The 17,772-nt window shown below is 57.5% G+C and carries 14 protein-coding genes and 1 tRNA gene; 9 read left to right on the forward strand and 6 right to left on the reverse strand.

The window, feature by feature from the left end; genetic code table 11:
* Positions 1–66: 66 nt before the first annotated feature.
* The 5 genes from EII26_RS02255 to EII26_RS02275 all read right to left on the reverse strand — a co-directional run bounded on the left by EII26_RS02255 (position 67) and on the right by EII26_RS02275 (position 5,969).
* Positions 67–537, reverse strand: coding sequence for a hypothetical protein (locus EII26_RS02255; RefSeq protein WP_124887512.1), 471 nt, complete (start codon positions 535–537; stop codon positions 67–69).
* A 27-nt stretch (positions 538–564) separates the two neighbouring features.
* Positions 565–2,091, reverse strand: a complete 1,527-nt coding sequence (locus EII26_RS02260) for an FGGY-family carbohydrate kinase (protein WP_124887513.1) — start codon at positions 2,089–2,091, stop codon at positions 565–567.
* A gap of 210 nt (positions 2,092–2,301) precedes the next feature.
* Positions 2,302–3,690 (reverse strand): GntP family permease, encoded by a 1,389-nt coding sequence (locus EII26_RS02265; protein ID WP_124887514.1) that lies wholly within the window; start codon positions 3,688–3,690, stop codon positions 2,302–2,304.
* A 300-nt stretch (positions 3,691–3,990) separates the two neighbouring features.
* A complete protein-coding gene (locus tag EII26_RS02270; RefSeq protein ID WP_124887515.1) occupies positions 3,991–4,836 on the reverse strand; it encodes a class II fructose-bisphosphate aldolase in 846 nt (281 codons plus the stop codon).
* Between the two features lie 38 nt (positions 4,837–4,874).
* A complete protein-coding gene (locus EII26_RS02275) occupies positions 4,875–5,969 on the reverse strand; it encodes a 2-hydroxyacid dehydrogenase (RefSeq protein ID WP_124887516.1) in 1,095 nt (364 codons plus the stop codon).
* 578 nt (positions 5,970–6,547) lie between these two features.
* Here EII26_RS02275 and EII26_RS02280 point away from each other — a divergent pair.
* The 5 genes from EII26_RS02280 (at position 6,548) to EII26_RS02300 (ending at position 11,925) form a co-directional block, all read left to right on the forward strand.
* Positions 6,548–8,005, forward strand: a complete 1,458-nt coding sequence (locus EII26_RS02280; protein WP_124887517.1) for a TolC family protein — start codon at positions 6,548–6,550, stop codon at positions 8,003–8,005.
* A 224-nt stretch (positions 8,006–8,229) separates the two neighbouring features.
* A complete protein-coding gene (locus EII26_RS02285; protein ID WP_124887518.1) occupies positions 8,230–8,901 on the forward strand; it encodes a transglycosylase SLT domain-containing protein in 672 nt (223 codons plus the stop codon).
* 207 nt (positions 8,902–9,108) lie between these two features.
* Complete coding sequence (locus tag EII26_RS02290) at positions 9,109–9,348, forward strand: DUF6110 family protein (RefSeq protein WP_124887519.1); 240 nt, start codon at positions 9,109–9,111, stop codon at positions 9,346–9,348.
* Between the two features lie 196 nt (positions 9,349–9,544).
* The gene (locus tag EII26_RS02295) at positions 9,545–11,623 is read left to right on the forward strand and encodes a heavy metal translocating P-type ATPase (protein ID WP_233572554.1); all 2,079 of its coding nucleotides are present in this window, start codon (positions 9,545–9,547) and stop codon (positions 11,621–11,623) included.
* Entirely contained in the window at positions 11,620–11,925 is a 306-nt protein-coding gene (locus EII26_RS02300) for an HMA2 domain-containing protein (RefSeq protein ID WP_124887521.1), read from the forward strand. The genes EII26_RS02295 and EII26_RS02300 overlap by 4 nt, the downstream gene beginning before the upstream one ends.
* Positions 11,926–12,036: 111 nt before the next feature.
* On the opposite strand, the gene EII26_RS02305 is transcribed toward EII26_RS02300, so the two are convergent.
* A tRNA-Sec gene (locus EII26_RS02305) sits at positions 12,037–12,134 on the reverse strand.
* Positions 12,135–12,403: 269 nt separating this feature from the next.
* Here EII26_RS02305 and EII26_RS02310 point away from each other — a divergent pair.
* The 4 genes from EII26_RS02310 (at position 12,404) to EII26_RS02325 (ending at position 17,602) form a co-directional block, all read left to right on the forward strand.
* A complete protein-coding gene (locus EII26_RS02310; RefSeq protein WP_124887522.1) occupies positions 12,404–13,642 on the forward strand; it encodes a threonine synthase in 1,239 nt (412 codons plus the stop codon).
* Between the two features lie 86 nt (positions 13,643–13,728).
* On the forward strand, positions 13,729–14,985 hold the full coding sequence (locus EII26_RS02315) for a serine hydroxymethyltransferase (RefSeq protein WP_124887523.1): 1,257 nt from the start codon (positions 13,729–13,731) through the stop codon (positions 14,983–14,985).
* A 73-nt stretch (positions 14,986–15,058) separates the two neighbouring features.
* The gene (locus EII26_RS02320; protein ID WP_124887524.1) at positions 15,059–16,525 is read left to right on the forward strand and encodes a pyridoxal-phosphate dependent enzyme; all 1,467 of its coding nucleotides are present in this window, start codon (positions 15,059–15,061) and stop codon (positions 16,523–16,525) included.
* A 66-nt stretch (positions 16,526–16,591) separates the two neighbouring features.
* Positions 16,592–17,602 carry an ornithine carbamoyltransferase gene (locus EII26_RS02325; RefSeq protein WP_124887525.1) on the forward strand — a complete coding sequence of 337 codons (1,011 nt, stop codon included), beginning with the start codon at positions 16,592–16,594 and terminating at the stop codon, positions 17,600–17,602.
* The last annotated feature ends 170 nt before the right edge of the window (positions 17,603–17,772 follow it).

Below are 17,772 nucleotides of genomic sequence, written 5' to 3' on the forward strand. Positions count from 1 at the left end.
ATCCCTTTAAGGTTTGAGGCGAGATAGACTTTGCCTCGCTTCGTTGCCCTCATCGATTTGACGAATTCATCCACCTGCCCCGGAGAGCTCCTGCGTCGCTGCGAAAAGGACGTCGTATTTTTTTGCTATGACCTCCAACAGTGTTTGCGTACCGGCAACGGATGCCCCGAAGACCATCGTGTCGTCGATGGAATATTCGCTTCTGACCTTTACAATGACGGCAATGATGTCATCAGGGCTCAAGTCCGGTGTGTCCTTGAACACCAGCAAAACGTAGCCGTCAGAGAACTCGCTTTTCGTGTTCGCCGTTGCAAGCCTTTCACTCACTTTGCCCGATGCATCTGTATCCAGCACGATCACCAATGGCAGGGAGACCTTTTCATCATAAGACGCCGGGAGGTGAAGCGAGTACGTTGCCTCTCCGAGGGCACCAACGATGGCCGTTATCTCCGATGCTTGGGTCATGCCTTGAAAAAAGATCAAAAAAGGCAGAAATAAAAACCGGATTGCCGTGGTTTTCCAAGCTTTATTTTGCATGAATCGAGCACTCCTTTCGGGCCTCTTTCAAGTTGTAATTGGTGCTGCAAAGTCCGAAAAAATGTTGGAGTCCCTGAGGGCGTAGTACAATCTTTTCTTTCGGCCCATCAGCTCGGAATAGCTCGATGCAGCTTCCGATTGAGGTTCAAAAAGGTCGTATTGTTTCGATGCCATCTGCTCGAAGGCTTGATCGATGTCAGGGTGAAGTTCCAGTGCCGGTGCAGAAACGATGCAAGCCCCCAACGAAGATTGTTCGCTGTTTTTGTGCCTAAGCAATCTTTTGTTGTAAGTGTTGGCTTGTATCTCGCAGAAGAGGTCGCTACGGGTCATACCGCCGGCTACCCTGATTTCTTCCAAAGGACCTGCCAGATCTTGAATGAGCGAAAGGTTGTCGGCTATCTCCATGGAGATCCCCTCCATAATCGCACGGAGCATATCCGCACGACGGGAGCCCAGAGACAGGTTGAAAAACAACCCCTTGGAAAGCGGATCCCAGTAAGGAGCGGCACTGCCTTCAAAGTGGGGGAGAAGCATCACGCCATTGGCTCCGGCCGGCGATGTCTTTGCCTCATCGTTCATCAGGGCGTATGCGAACGCCGTATTCGCAAGGTCGGGACAGAAGCGTTCCTTGAACCATCGATATATTGAGCCGGTGTTGAATATCGCGGCTTCGGCCACCCACTTTCCTGGAATTGCGGCCGCCTGGCAGACGATCCTGCAATTTGGATCGAAAACGGGGGCGTTGGCATAGGAGAGGACGAAAGAGCCGGTCCCGGTGTTTGCTTCCGCAACCCCTTCCTTGATAACGCCAAGTGCGACAGCCGCATTCTGCTGATCGCCGCCCGATATCGCAACAGGCAGCCCGGAGGGGAGTCCGACGATATCGGCAACCCGGGGGAGCAATCCTCCTGCCAAAGAGCCGGGAGGATGAAGTGTGCAAAGGCGTTCGGTTCCGATCCCAGCCAGATCAAGCAATTCCGGGTCCCAGTCGAAGGTGGATAGACTCATCAACATGGTTCTGCTGGCCTGAGTCCAGTCGGTGACAAAACGCCCCGTGAGGTGGTGCACCAGAAGATCCTGCACGCCTAAAAACTTATGGGCGGTCCTGTAGATAGCGGTATGGTGGTTTTTAAGCCAGAGTATTTTGGGGAGGACGAAAAAGGGGTTGATGCGCAGCCCCGTTTTTTGATGCAGCCAGGAAAGCCCCAATTCCTCCTCCAGAAAACGGCATTCCTGAAGAGTACGCTTATCCTGCCACATGATGGCGTTGCATAAAGGACTGCCGACTTTGTCGACCGGGATCAGGGAAGACCGTTGAGACGTCAATGCGATGCCCAGAGGAGCTGCCCCAATCGATTTAAAGAAGTCCGCCGTTTTTTTCAAAAGCGATATGGCCGAATTTGTCCAGGTCGAAGGTTCCTGTTCCACAAAGAGGGGTTCGGGAAATATGTTGTGATACTCCTCCGAGCTGGAATAGCATAACTCGCCGATCTCGGAGTATACGGCTGCGATCATGCCCGAAGTTCCGACATCCAAAGCTATGACGTAGCGCATGTTGCCTCCTTCCCTTCCCCCTCCTCGGGAAACGCAGCCCGGGAATGGAAATCGGGTCTCCCGGGCCGCTTGTGGGTTTTCTGGTAAAGGGGAGTTACGTTTATGCCTCCCTGAAGCAATCGATGGCTTGAGAAAATTTTGATTGAATTAAATTGAATATAGTGTCTTTGTTCGTTAGAAAGATTGCTGAGGAAAGCAAAAAGGTCGTCCCTAAAGGCCCGGAAGGACTCCGGCGAAGAAGTTCAGGACGACTAGACAGGCGAGCACCGTCAGTCCGGAGATGGTCCCGCCGATGGTCCAGCATTGCATGGTTTGTTTTATGCTGAACCTGGAAAATCTGTTGACCACCCAGAAACCGGAGTCGTTCGGCAGCGAGCAGCCGATGCCTCCGGCACAGATCGCAAGTCCTATCAGGACCGGCGAAACCCCTGAAAGCCGGGCCACGATGGGCGCCATGATGGATGATGTGGTGACGAGTGCAACTGTCGTGGAACCCTGCGCTGCCCTCAATATCTGGCTGATCGCAAAACAGACGATGATCAACAGAAGGCCGGCTGAGGTGCCGGTCCAGCCCGACATGCTCTCGACGAGTGCCTTGCCGATGCCGGTTGCGTTGATGACGGAACCGAATGCACCGCCGGCTCCGGTTATGATGAATATGGCTCCTGCGTGCTCGCCGCATTTGCTGATGAGCTCCGAAAAGCTGGTGCGTATATGTCCATGAAGCAGCAGGTAGGCTACCAGCACGCCGATCAGAAGCGCAATGTTCTTGTCGCCGAGAAAGGCGAGCACTCTGTAGGACGTCGATGTCTTGTCGGCTATGGTCGCCGCGGCGATCGTTCCCGCCAGTATGATGACAATGGGAAGAAAGATGAGAAATATGCCGAGTTCTCCGCTGGGTCCGTCTTTAGAGACTGTTTGGGAGACGGGATTTTCTTCGAGGTCGTCGAAGTTATTGGCGAAGTCGGTGGCGTTTCCCGGCAAAGAACCGATGAGCCTGCCGTAGACCACCCCGCCTACGAGGCTTCCGGCTATAGCTACGATAAGGCTGTAGAAGAGAAAATATCCCAGATTGAGGTTCAGGTTGTTCGCCACGATCAGAGGACCGGGGGTAGGGATGACCACCGCATGCGTCGTGATCAGTCCTATGGCGAGCGCCGTAACGAGCGTTATGAAAGGAATTTTGCCTTTGCGCGAAACTTGTTTGATGAGACTGAGCAGAAGGATGAAAGCGGCATCGAAAAAGACCGGTATGGAGACGATGAACCCCGTCAGGTTGATGGCGAAGGGAGCCCGTTTCTCCCCCGTAATCCGAAGGAGCAAGCCCGCGATTTGCCCGGTGCAGCCGGATTGGTGCAGAAGTTCTCCCAGAATGATGCCCAGGACGATGATGATGCCGATACTCCCGAGTGTGCCTCCGAAGCCGGAGGCTATTTTGGCGGAGATATCGTTGAATGCCATTTTCGAACAAAGCCCCATAACGATGGAACCCAGCAGCAAGGAGAGAAAGGGGTGCACCTTGAAAACTACGATGGTGATCAGCACGAAGAAAATTGCAACGGCAAAAGACCCCAACAACCAACCCAGAGAAGCTGTCATGCAGGTTACCTCCTTTGTGATGGTAAGCATTCAGTCCTTATACCCAATTCCATCATCCGGTAAATTCTCAATGCACGCAGATTACGGACTCTCCAAAAATCTCTTCCTGTTCAATCGAACCATACTCGAAATTCACGAAGTACAACGTTTTGGAGCTGTGATTGTGACGTGGATAGCCCCTCCTCTCTCGAGGCGAAATTCGCTCGGATTGGAGGAGCGAAGGCATGGACACCAGTGCTTTCCTTTCAGCCCCACCGATACCGATGAAAAACGGGGCAAACGTCAAATGTCGAAGCATGTCTATTGAGCCTCAAAAAAACGGATGTATTTTTTTACCACCTCGTCTACACAGGATCGTTCTTTCAGAGCGAGCACCGATAGGTGAGGGGGCTTGGGGCTTCCCACCAATTTCGACAATTCGGCAACCGCATAAGAGGAAATTTCCGTGTTGACGTTGATCTTGCAGATTCCCGCCTTTATGCAGGCACGAATCGTCTCTTCCGGTATGCCCGAACCGCCGTGAAGAACCAAAGGCATGCCTAAAATTTTGTCGATCCTCTCCAGAATATCCAGACGTATGTTCGGGGCCCCTCTATAGAGCCCATGAACCGTTCCGATAGAGACGGCCAAGGCGTCGACCCCCGTCCGGGCAACAAACTCGCGTGCGGATTCGGGGTTCGTATACACCTCTTTGTCGTCGGGACTGCCCTCGTGCGAGGCTTCTCCTGCTGCAATGCTCCCCAGCTCGGCCTCGACCGAAACGCCGCAGGCGTGGGCAAAACGGCACACCAGTTTCGTATTCGCCATGTTCTCCTCAAACGGAAGGGACGAGCCGTCGTACATGACGGAACCGAATCCCTCCCTGATTGCCTGGAAAACCACATCCATATCCGAGCAATGATCCAGATGAAGGCAGACAGGAATGTTCCTTTGGCTCGAGAGCGCAAAGGCCATGGAGTAGGCGTCCTGCAAGCTCATGTTTTCGAGGTATTTCGCTCCAAAAGCCAGGATGACGGGTTTGGAGCCCATCTCGACCGCCGCGTCCAGAACACCTCTCATGGTTTCATAGTTGTAAACGTTGAAAGAACCGACCGCTCGTTTATCCCTGTAGGCATCGGAGAGCATTTCTCTGAAATTGACAAGCATCGACTTTCCTCCGTTCGCCGTACCGTTTTTCCAGCCCCTTACCTTCTTACCGTTTCCAACCAGCTTCTGAATGCGGGGTCGTCCAAAACGTCACGATTCACGATGAACTTTCCGGCGCCGTTTTTGAGAAATTCGGCGATATCCGAAGCGAGCAGGAACGGAGAGTTGGTGAGGGCGTCACTCGTCGTTCCGGCGATGTGCGTCGTCAGGGTGACGTTGTCCAATGCGAGAAACGGGCTGTCCTTGGCGATAGGCTCCGTCGCAAACACGTCGAGAGCGGCCCCCATAATCCGCTTTTCTCTCAGGGACTCCACAAGCGCATCCTGGTCGACCAGACCTGCGCGCCCGGTGTTGATCAAATATGCGGAGGGTTTCATCTTTCCGAGCAGTTCGGCATTGACCATGCCCTTATTCGCATCTGTAAGGCGCGCATGGAGGGTCACGAAGTCGGCCGTAGAAAACAACTCCTCCAGATCGACAGGGGTGCATCCGGCCTCGCGGATACTTTCCGCAGAGGCATAAGGATCGTAGACCACCGTATTGGTCTCGAATCCGGAAAGCTTCTTGGCGACCAGGCGTCCAATGTTGCCAAATCCCACGATTCCGACGGTCTTTCCACCCAATTCAGGGATATTGCCGCTGTTGGCGAACGTCTTGCGCCATTCACCGTTTTTGATGGACACGAATGCCCTTGCTATGTTTCTGCATTCCGCCAGCATCATGCCTACTGCAAAATCGGAGACGGCGTGAGCGTTCCTTCCCATTACGTTGAAGACGAGAATGCCCCTTCTCGTGGCCTCTTCCACATTCACGTTTTCCAGCCCTGCCCGGGAAACGCCGATGATGCGAAGATAGGGCATGGCATCCATGACACTGGAGGATACGGCGATAAAAAGTCCCATTAAAACAGAAGCATTTTTCCCCTCCCTGAGAACGAGCGGATCGCAGGGTTCTATTTCCGGTCCTTTTTTCTCGACTTCGAGTCGGCGGTACTGAAGCTTATCCCACGATGGCTCCCAGTCGCCTGCAAAAGCGATATCCCCGTATGGAGACAAATGCTTTTCCCAGGCTGCCTGAAACCCCTGGAACGGTATCATCGCGTCCCCAAGCAGAATAGCGGACAACTTGGCCATATTGACGCCTCCTTATTCAGGATAGACTGAAACGTACTTTTGCTACCAAAACGTTTTTGAATAGGTAATACTACTACTATAGAGTATAGGACGCATTAAAAGCAATGTCAACATTTTTTCCCTATCTTCGCTATGCCGTTCTCCGGAAAAGTTTTACGATGGGCTGGGGGGCATGGTCAGGAAACATGATACTGCGGACGGGGTGCGAGGATTGCAGGAGCTCTGCCGCTTGGGCGCGAAGCTTTTCGAGGGGAATGACCGTCTCTCCATCGATGCGGTGTTCCGAATTCCGTGTAGCGGCGCTTCTTGACGGGATTTGCCTCTCGGTTACGGGGATTGAAAGAACACGCGTCGGTAAGCCCTTCCCGGTCACGTCAGAAACAAGAGGAGCGGTTGCGGTTTTCTTGGGGTCGGACAAGAGGTCGACGGCGATGTAGTATAATCATGAAAATAGCGCGGTATCCTTGGTTTCGAACGATTTCGAGCTCCATTTTTTTGGCCTCAAGGGGCTGAACAGGCTTGAGGGTGCGTGTCTTCGGACCGCTTCGAGGCCGAAAAGGAAACTGCTGATTGTTGAGGTGGGCGATTTGAGACGTTTGGGCAGTTTTTTTCTGTTTCTTGTCTGGTTGTCTGCAGCCTTCATGGAGGGGGCCGCAGCCTCCGAGTCGATGAAGCTCGACGAGTATCTGAGTCGGGTCCTTCAAGGAAATCGTTCCCTGAAGGCGGATATGAAGTCCGTCGAGGCACAATACTACGCCGTGTTGAGCGGAGTCGCGGTTCAGCGTCCTCAGATGGGGGTCTCCGCCTCGGGGTCGTGGCTCTCCGGTCAGACTATGATGGGGGCGAAGGATTCGGACATCACTGCCGGAGGTGTCAACCTGGGTGTGACGCACCGCATCGACATCTCGGGGAGTTATTCATTGGACGAACGTCAGCGCATCCTGGGGTATGAGGCCCGGCGCGCGCAGTTCGACGCAACCCTCAACGCCCTGATCGCCACGGCGGAGGAGACCTGGTGGTCGGCGGTCCTGGCCCGGGAAAATGTTGCCCTCCAAAAGGATATCCTGCGTCAGCGCTCGGAAAACCATAGGGTGACGACCGAAAAATTCCGGCAGCAGTTGGTCCCCAAGCTGGATGTCGTGCGTTCCGAGGCCCAGGTTGTGGAGGCGGAGAGCTTGGTGAAGGAGTCCGAGACGCTCTATCTCAACCTGCTGGCAAACCTTTCCTACTTGGCCGGAGGGGCGGACGTGGTGCCATTTGAGGAGCCTCTTTACGTCCCCGTGTTCGACATCAGTCTCAGTTACGAAAAAGCCTTGGAGGCCCGCCCCGACGTACGTGCAGCGCGTCTTGCGGTCGACAGGGCCCGGACAGTCAAGAAATTGACGGGCAAGGGCCTGGCGCCCACCCTTGATTTCGGGATGCAGTGGACGGCCTGGGCGGATCCTGAGCTGTCCGCCGCTCCCCAGGAGGGGGAGGCGGCGGCGTCCCTTAAGCTGAATATCCCTATCGTCGATGGAAACAGGACGAGATACGGTGTGCTGAATGCGGACAGATTATTGGAATCCGCCGAGCAGGGATTGGCCTCTCTGGAGGATCAGACTCGCCGGGATCTCTCGATCGCGATGAATGACTGGAAGAAGGCCTCCGTGGCGGAACAGGACAAAAAACGTCAGGTTGAGCGTGCGGAGGAGGAGCTTCACATTACGGAACTGATGTATTCGGAGGGGATGGGAGCCCAGATCGACCTCATCAACGCCCAGACGGCGTATCAGGGAGTGCGCACCCAATACCTCAACGCCGTCAAGGAGATGTATGTCGCCTTGGTCCGGCTGCGTCGCGCGGTGGGCGACTATGCGCCTGACGAGAGCGGCGACTGGCGGGAGGCCGTAGTCCGTTACGACAAGGGGCGTCCCGTCGCGGACGAGGTTGCCGCCAAGTCCCTGAGGGATCAGAGAAACAAGGGGATAAAGTCCTCGAATGAAGGCGGCAAGCCCAAGGCCAAAGGAGCTCCTAAAGGCAAAAAAACAAAAAAATAGATTTTTGGCAAGGGGAGGAGAGAGGTTTTCTCTTCCCTTTGCCCTTCCGATTTTTGTCGTTTGCCGCTGTGTTATAGTACTGGTGTTGCTGATGGGCATCTCGTCGCTATTTTGCGGCGATTGTTTTTCTTTATAGGGCGGTGCTCAGGGTCCTGCTGGGGAAGGCCTCTTTTTCGGAAAAGGACGGTACGCGCCTCGATTTTGTTTTTGTCGGGGGGGTTTCCATGAAGTTTTCTCTCATGGCTCGATATTTCTTTGCTTGTGCGTTTTTTTTCTTTGGCTTTTCTCCCGCGGCGAGGGCGGAGCTCGAATATTACGGTTTTCCCTCTCCCTCCAAAGCGGAGGCCCGACCCTCCGTCAAGCCTGCAGACCCTGTTCTCGTCAAGAAGAACGCTCAGGCCGTCGCCCTCAGGGCGAAGGAGCTCGAGAAGCGACGTCAGGCCCAGAGAAAGAGCATCTCCAATTTGCTGTCCCGGTACAATCGCAAGCTCTCCAAGCGCATGGCCCTGGATTATGCGGAATACATCCTCCAGGCCAGCGAGAAGTTCCAGCAAGATCCTTTCGTCGTCGCCGCCATGATCGTCAACGAATCCTCCGCGCGCCACGATGCGGTTTCCAAGGGGGGGGATTACGGGTTGATGCAGGTCCGCTGGCGGGTTCATCGTAGAAGCATCACCAAAAAGTACCCTCATATCCGGGATGCCAAGGACATTCTGGACCCCGAATACAACGTCCTGATCGGGACGGAGATTTTGGCTCGTTATCATGCCTCGGCAGAGGACCTCAAAGGCGGACTCCTGCGCTACAGCGCCGGGAACCGAAAATTGGCGGACAGGATCTTCGCGGTCCTGAGAGGGCTTCAGGATTCCTATCACGAACATTTGCGAACCCTCTGACCGTTGGTCCTCGCTCCCTGACGTCGGACAACAGGGGGAGCCCGGGCGGAAGGGTTTACAAGTCTGTGTCCGGAGAATAGAATAGGCCCTTGAGTCGGTTCGGCCTCGGTCAGGGGCCCGCGGGGGTGCGTGCGTCGCTGGGGTGTGGCGGCGCGGAGGCTTTCCGTTTGTCACTGATAAAGCAGTATTTTCGAGAGGAGGATGGCGATGAAGTTTTCGCATTTGTTGATTTTTGGCGCTGGGGTGGCCTTGGGGGCCGGCGCAGTCTGCGCCGTGCAGAGCAAGACGGGCAAGAAGTTCGCTGTCGCCGTTGTCGGTAAAGGACTTGAGCTGAAGGAGCGCCTGGCCTATATGGCGGACAGGATGAAGGAGTCGGTCGAGGACATCGTGGCCGAGGCCCGTTATGTCAACGAGCACGGCACCTCCGGGGGGGGCGCGGAAAGCTAGCGAGACCCTATGCGGCCTCCGGGCTTGTTCTCGATTTTCCAAATCGAACCGGCTTCGGAAAAAAATCGTATTCTCCTTGTCGGACCTTGTCTGACGCTGCGAAACAGATCGAGCAAAGGAATCTCCGATGACCTTCGAAATAGTGCATGAGTTACCTGGACGTCTGCGTCTTTGCTGCGGCAAAGACGCTTTTACCTTGTCCGAATCCCGCGGTATCGCCGCCATTCTTGAACAGCTGGACGGCATCGAGCAAGTGAGAGCTTCCTTCAGGACCGGCAGCCTGCTTATTCTGCATCGTCCAGGCTTCAGGGACATGGTTCTTGAGGCCGTTCGGATGCTGGACAGGCAGTTCTATGGGAATCTGGAAGAGACGGAGCCCCTGTCCTCCTCGGATGAAGGCGGACTCTGGACTGGCTTGCGCGGACTTTTTGGAGGGGCTTTCGTTCGCTCTCTTCTGCCTGCGGCCGCGCGTTATTCCCTCGTCGTGCTGAGGTCCATGCCCTTGATTCTTAAAGGCATGAACGCTCTTTGCCGTAGGAGGCTCAACGTATCCGTCCTGGACGCATCCGCGGTGGGCGTTTCGCTTCTGCGCCGTGATTTCCGTACGGCGACGGTCATCACGACGCTTCTGACCTTGGGGGATATCCTCGAGGAATGGACCCACAAGCGATCTCGGGAAAGCCTGTCCGACAGCCTGATGATCGACATCGACAGGATTTGGGTTCGACGGGATGGCGCCGAGCTTCAAATTCCCTTCTCCGAACTGAGGCTAGGGGATCTTGCGGTCCTTCGTATGGGGGCGGTCATTCCGGTGGACGGGGTGGTGGTGGAGGGAGAGGGGCTTGTAAACCAGTCGGCCATGACGGGCGAATCCATGCCGGTCCATCGCCGCCGCGGACTGAGCGTCTATGCGGGGACCGTGATCGAGGAAGGAGAGCTTGTGGTGCGGGTCACAGCCTTTGACAGCGAGACCCGTATCCATAAGATCGCCCGGATGATCGACGAGTCCGAGGTGTTGAAGGCCGAGGTGCAAAGCCGGGCCGAAAAAATGGCCGACGAAATCGTTCCCTACAGCTTTCTGCTGGCCGCTCTCACCTATCTTGCGACGGGCAGTGCGCTGCGTGCGTCTTCCGCGCTCTTGGTGGACTACTCCTGTGCCATACGCCTGGCCACCCCCCTGGCGATTCTGTCCGCGATGAGAGAGGGAGCCCAGCGGGGTGTCCTGGTCAAGGGCGGTAAGTTTTTGGAGGCCCTGAGCCGGGCAAACACCGTGGTCTTCGATAAAACGGGGACCTTGACGGTCTCCTCGCCGCGGGTGGCCGAGGTCGTCCCCTTCGGCGAACACGACCGGGAGGAGATCCTTCGTGTGGCGGCCTGCCTCGAGGAGCACTTTCCGCACTCCATCGCCCGCGCGGTGGTCCGTCAGGCCGAGGTGGAGGGGCTTCAGCATCGTGAGGAGCATACGGAGGTCGAGTACGCTGTGGCCCATGGCATCGTCTCCCTCTGGAGGGGCAAAAAGGTCCTGATTGGGAGTGCCCATTTCGTTTTCGAGGACGAAGGGGTCCCCTGTGGTCCGACGGAGCGGGAGAGAATCGACCGCGCGCTTGAGAGGTATTCCGTCCTCTATCTGGCGATGGAGGGCGAGCTGGCGGGGATTTTATGCATCGAGGATCCCCTGCGCCCGGATGCCCTCGAAGTGGTCGAGGCCCTACATCGCGACGGTGTGGAGCGCATCGTCCTGATGACGGGGGATGAGGAACGCGTTGCCCGAAGCATCGCCGAACGGCTTTCCATCGACGAATTTCACGCGCGCATGCTGCCCGACGAGAAGACGCGCTATGTCGAGCGTTTCAGGTCTGCGGGGGGAGGGGTTGTCATGGTGGGGGACGGAATCAACGACTCTCCGGCTCTCTCGTCGGCGGATGTGGGCATCGCCATGCGCAGCGGGGCGGACATCGCCAGGGAGGTTGCGGATGTCGTCCTTTCCGACAATCGGCTTTCCGGAATCATGGATGCCCGTCGCCTGGGGCGCAGGACGATGAGGAAGATATACAGAAACTATACGTTGATCGTTGGAGCGAATACGCTTCTTTTGGGATTGGGCGTCCTGGGCGGCATAACGCCGGCCTTGTCGGCCTTGCTGCACAATTTATCCACGGTGGGGTCGGCCCTGTATGCGCTGACGCCGGTACTGGGACGTGCGGAGCAAGGGCGTTTTCCAAGGGGGGCCGGAGTTTCCTCCCACTTCCGGCCGTGTCGGGGAGGATGGCGATGATCGAGAGTTTTGTGCCCGGAAGGGTTCGGCTCAGGTCCCGATTGCTGACGATGCCCGAGCTCGCCGAATTGCTGAGAGGATCGCTCCTGGGAATACAAGGAGTGAAGGTGGTCACGGTCAACGTCAGAACCGGAGGGCTCCTGCTGGAGTATGAGCCCGACCGGCTTCCCCTTTCCCTCCTCGCCCAAGCGCTGCCCGTGTTTCAGCGTCTCGGGGAGTTGGAGGGACTGGCGGCGGGGGAGATTCGGTCGGCCCTGGAGACCGCTCTGAAGGACTTGAAGAGGGTCCTGATGTCCGATTGACACCGTGATTTTAGCGGGATTGCTTTCCATGAATGAAACCACCAGCCGAGCCGGGGGTAAAGAAAAACGCCGGCCTTGCATTCGACTGCAGGCCGGCGCGCTTGCGTCCCTTGGCGGAGGCGTGTGGGGATCGAACCCACCAGAGACGGCGCAAACCGCCTCTCACCGGGTTTGAAGCCCGGGCCCGTCACCAGACGAATCTCACCTCCAGAGCTGCATCATTCTACCCGCTCTGTCTCCGAAAGTCCATAAAAATTTTTGAGCGAGCGCTCTGCAGACCTTCGCAATATTTTCGAGGTTGTTCTTTATTTTTTAAAATAGACCCCATGAAATTTTTAATGCCTCCAAAAAAACGCTGGTTTTCTTCGAAAAAATTATTTTTTCTCATTGAAGAAATTATCGGCTTGCGGTATCCTTATTGAGGTTCAGTGCCAGAAGTGAAAAGTCGAGATACGCGATAGAGGAAAGGGGTTTTTTCATGTCCGTTCCGTCGGTGCTGAAGTGCGTGATATGCGGGAAAGAGTTTGATCCCTCCACCGCTCCCTATACCTGTGACGCGTGCGGGCTGGACGGGACTCTGGACGTCCTGTACGACTATGCTCTCCTCAGGAAATCCATGGATCGTGCCGCCCTCAAAGCGGATCCCACTCCGTCGCTCTGGCGTTACGAAGCTGTTTTGCCCGTTTTGCGGAGGGAATCCATCCCCTCGCTTCAAGTGGGGTGGACGCCCCTTTATTCCGCGGAGCGCTTGGCGGCAAAGTACGGGGTGAAGGAGCTTTTCGTCAAGGACGACGGCCGCAATCCCACGGGATCCCTCAAGGATCGGGCCAGCGCCGTCGGGGTGGCCAAGGCCCTGGATTTCGGTCGGAATGTCGTTGCCTGCTCCTCGACGGGCAATGCGGCCAGCTCGCTTTCCGGTTTTGCTGCGGTGATGGGGATGCAGAGCACCATCTTCGTGCCGGAGCAGGCGCCCCAGGCCAAGGTCACGCAGCTCTTGGTCTACGGGGCCACGGTCGTCCTGGTGAAAGGAGATTACGCGGACGCCTTCCGCCTTGCGACGGCCGCCATCGACAAGTTCGGTTGGTACAACCGCAATTGCGCGATCAACCCTTATCTCGTGGAGGGCAAGAAGACCTGCGCGATGGAGATCGCCGAACAGCTCGGATGGGATGTCCCCGACAAGGTGTTCATCTCCGTCGGGGACGGGTGCTGCATCGGTGGACTTTACAAAGGTTTTTCCGACCTGATGGAGCTGGGTCTCATCGACCGCATGCCTGCGATCATCGGAGTTCAGGCCGAGGGATCGAAGCCGATACACGACGCCTTCAAGTCCGGTGCGCAGCGGGTGACCTTTACGAAGGCCGAGACCCTGGCGGACAGCATCTCCGTCGGTTCTCCCCGAAACTGGGCCAAGGCGCTGCGGGCGGTTCGCAAAACCGGCGGCGACATGATCACGGTGACGGACCAGGAGATCCTGTCCGCCATTCCGGAGCTGGCGCGTTCGACGGGCGTCTTCGGTGAACCGGCTGGTGCGACGGCTTTTGCGGGCTTCCGCAAGGCGGCCCAGTCCGGGATATTGAAGGAAGCGGACCGAGTGGCCATCGTGGTGACGGGCAACGGCCTGAAGGATATCGTGAACGCGCAGAAATCGGTGGGGAAGGCGATAACCGTCGGGCCGGACCTCGAGGAGCTGGAGCGCGAATTGAAAAAGCGTTGAACGGCCCGACGCTTCGGGGATTTCGGTCCAAGGACGAAGCGCATATTTTGCAGACACTCTTTCAATCTTTCAAGGAGGACTTGACAATGAAGACGGCAAAGGAATACCTCGCTGCAACGGATCCCGAGATCTACAAGGTTTATACGGGGGAGCGCGAGCGCCAGGAGGAGGGGATCGAGCTCATAGCCTCGGAGAATGTCGTTGCTCCCGCCGTACTGGCCGCCTTGGGCTCGGTTCTGACCAACAAGTACGCGGAAGGCTACCCCGGTGCGCGCTATTATGGCGGCTGCGAGGTCGTCGACGTCGCGGAGAACATTGCACGCGATCGGGCCAAGGCGCTCTTCGGCTGCGATCATGTCAACGTCCAGCCCCATTCCGGCTCCCAGGCGAACATGGCCGTCTATCTCTCCGTCCTGCAGCCGGGCGACACCGTGTTGGCGATGAACCTCTCCCACGGCGGCCACCTGACCCACGGTTCTCCGGTCAATTTCTCGGGCAAGCTGTACAACTTCGTTCCCTACGGCGTCGGCAAGGATACCGGACGCATCGACATGGATGAGGTCGAGCGCCAGGCCATGGAGCACAAGCCGAAGATGATCGTGTGCGGCGCCAGCGCCTATTCTCGGGAGATCGACGCCGAACCCTTCCACAGAATTGCGAAGAAGGTCGGAGCCTATCTGATGTTCGACATCGCGCATATCGCCGGTCTCGTCGCCACGAAGCTGCACAAGGACCCCGTGCCCTGGTGCGACTTCATCACCACGACGACCCACAAGACCCTCCGCGGTCCGCGCGGCGGCATGGTGATGTGCAAGGCCGAATTCGCCAAGGCCCTTGACAAGACGATCTTCCCGGGCATGCAGGGCGGCCCCCTGATGCACGTCATCGCGGCGAAGGCCGTGGCATTCAAGCTTGCCGCCGGGAGCGACTTCGTCAATTACCAGAAGCAGGTCCTGGCCAACGCCAAGGCCCTGGCCGAGGCTCTGGTCGGATACGGATTCGAGCTGGTGTCCGGCGGGACCGACAACCACCTGATGCTGGTGGATCTGCGCAACAAGAAGCTGACCGGCAAGGCGCTTGAGCATGCGCTGAACGAGGCCGGCCTGACGGTCAACAAGAACTCCGTCCCCTTCGACACGGAGAAGCCCATGGTCACCAGCGGCATCCGCATCGGTACCCCGGCGGTGACGACCCGTGGCTTCAAGGAGCCGGAGATGAAGCGAATCGCGGAGTGGATCGACCGTATCTCCAAGGACGTTGAAAACGAATCCCTGCACAAGGCGGTGAGGGCCGAGGTCAAGGAGCTCTGCGCCAAGTTCCCCGTCTATCCCGACCTCGCGTAGAGGGGCGTCGTAGGGCATTTTCGAGAATCGCTGCGGGAGACGAGATCCCACGGCCGAATAGCGGAGGAAGAACATGATCGATCTGACGATGAATCAGGAAAATCTGAAGAACACGGTGGAGCTGGCGAAGAAGCGCAACGTTCTGATCCCCACCTTCAAGCAGATGCGGGATCCCGAGGCCCACACCCCCGCCGGCGTCAAGGAAAGACTCAAGAATGTCGGGCTGTGGGATGTCGATCCCGTGAACCTCTTCCGGATCACCTGGAAGAATCAGCCCCAGAAGAGTGGCGGCCTTTACGGAAAGGTCAACTACTTCGAGGTTCCGCGCGAGATCACCGGCGTGAAGGCGAAAATTTTCGCCCTCTGCGGCAAGTGGTTCCCCACGGGGGCCCACAAGGTCGGGGCGAGCTTCGGCTGCCTCGTCCCGCGCCTCGTGACGGGACAGTTCGACCCCACGCGGCACAAGGCCGTCTGGCCGTCGACCGGCAATTACTGCCGTGGCGGGGCCTACAACGCCCAGCTTCTGGGATGCGAGTCCGTCGCGATCCTTCCCCAGGGGATGAGCAAGGAGCGCTTTGACTGGCTCAAGACCGTGGCGGGCGAGATCATCGCCACTCCGGGAACCGAGAGCAACGTCAAGGAGATCTACGACAAGGTCGCGGAGATCCGCGCCACGCGTCCCGAGGCCGTCATCTTCAACCAGTTCGACGAGCTGGGCAATCATCTGTGGCACTACACGGTGACCGGGCGCGCGATGGAGGAGCTCTTCCAGGACGTCAAAGGGCCGAAGGATCGCTTTGCCGGGGCCGTCGTGACCTCGGGCTCCGCCGGGACGACCGCGGTGGGCGATTACCTGCGGGAGATCTTCCCGACGTTCCGATTCGGCGTGGGGGAGGCCCTCCAGTGCCCGACCCTGCTTCTCAACGGGTTCGGCGATCATCGCATAGAGGGGATCGGGGACAAGCACATCCCCTGGGTCCACAACGTCAAGAACACCGACATGGTGTTCGCCATCGATGACAATATCTGCATGGCGATGATCCGATTCTGCAACGAGCCGGAAGGCCAGAAGTACCTCAGAAGCATCGGTGTGCGGGACGCGGACCTCGAGCGCCTGAACCTGATGGGGATCTCCGGTGCGGCCAACGTGGCCATGGCGATCAAGATGGCCAAGTACTACGAGATGGACGAGAACGACGTCATCGTCACGGTCTTTACGGATTCCATGGAGATGTACGGCTCCCGCCTCGAGGAGATGAACGCCGAGAGGGGCGCATACACCCAGGCGCAGGCCGCGATCGACCACAACCGCTACATCCTGGGGATGGGGCTGGACGGCATGGCGGAGCTTTCCTACTACGACCGCAAGCGCATCCATAACCTGAAGTACTACACCTGGGTCGAACAGCAGGGCAAGACCTCGGAGGAGCTGAACGCCCAGTGGTACGACCTCGACTACTGGAAGAACGTGCATAAGATGGCCGACGTCATCGACGAGAAGATCGAGGCGTTCAACCGGATGACGGGGCTGGCCCAGTAAGGGGACGAAATTCGGCCCGGCTTCCCCGATGGGGGACGGGTGAAACTATCAAAGGGGAGAATTCGAATGCAGACATTGTTCAGGGGAAAGCATTTCGTCACGCTTCGGGATTGGAGCCAGGACGAGGTCGAGACGCTGCTGAGGGTATCGATGCAGCTCAAGATGGACTTCGCCATGGGGAAGATCAACGACATGCTCAAGAATCAGACCATTTTTCTGATGTTCTTCGAGCAGTCCACCCGTACGCGCAATTCCATGGAGGCGGGCATCACCCAGCTGGGCGGACACGCGCATTTCCTGGACACCAGCACCATGCAGGTCAGCCACGGCGAGACGGCCAAGGACACCGCCATCATCCTGGGGCGGATGGGGCACGCCATTGCCTGCCGTTACTGCAACTGGGGCTACGGCAACAAATACATCAACGAGATGGCCAAATGGTCCCCGGTGCCGGTGATGAACCTGCAGTGCGATCTCTACCATCCCATGCAGGCCATCGCCGACCTGATGACGATCCACGAGAAGTTCGGGACGACCAAGAAGCTCAAGGTCTCCATCATCTGGGCCTATGCCGAGAGCCACAAGAAGCCGATCTCGGTGCCCCTGTCCCAGGTCCTCTTCTTCCCGCGCTTCGGGATGGAGGTCGTGCTGGCGCATCCCAAGGGCTGGGAACTTCCCGATTGGGTCATCGCCGAGGCCAAGGCCAACGCGGAGCGCTACGGCGGAAGCGTCACGGTGACGGACGACGAGGCCTACGCCTATAAGGACGCCCATATCGTGATCCCCAAGAACTGGGGCAACTGGGTTACCGACCAGACGGGGCTGACGACGACCGGAGCGGTGAAGGTGGTCGACGACAAGCTCATGGCGCACAAGGCCTGGAAGTGTACGGAGGAAAAGATCGCCACGGCGGACCGAGACGTCGTCTACATGCACGCGCTTCCCGCGGACCGGAACAACGAGGTGGAGGACTCCGTCATCGACGGGCCGCACTCCATCGTCTACGACGAGGCGGAAAACCGCCTGCACACGGCCAAGGCGGTCATGGCACTGACCATGGGAGGGCGCGGCCGTTAGTTAGAACCTTTCTTGTTGCAGGCATATTCTCTGAGTCGTTCGAAAAAAGTCTGGCCCGAGCCTCGTCTCGGGCTGTCAAGGGACAGAGAAAATGTCATGGTTGAAAGGGTGAAATGGGACAGAGAAAATGTCATCCCCCCCCGCCCTTGCTTCCTGCTCAAGTTGCATTG

It is taken from the genome of Fretibacterium sp. OH1220_COT-178 (assembly GCF_003860125.1).
Taxonomy (GTDB): Bacteria; Synergistota; Synergistia; order Synergistales; family Aminobacteriaceae; genus CAJPSE01.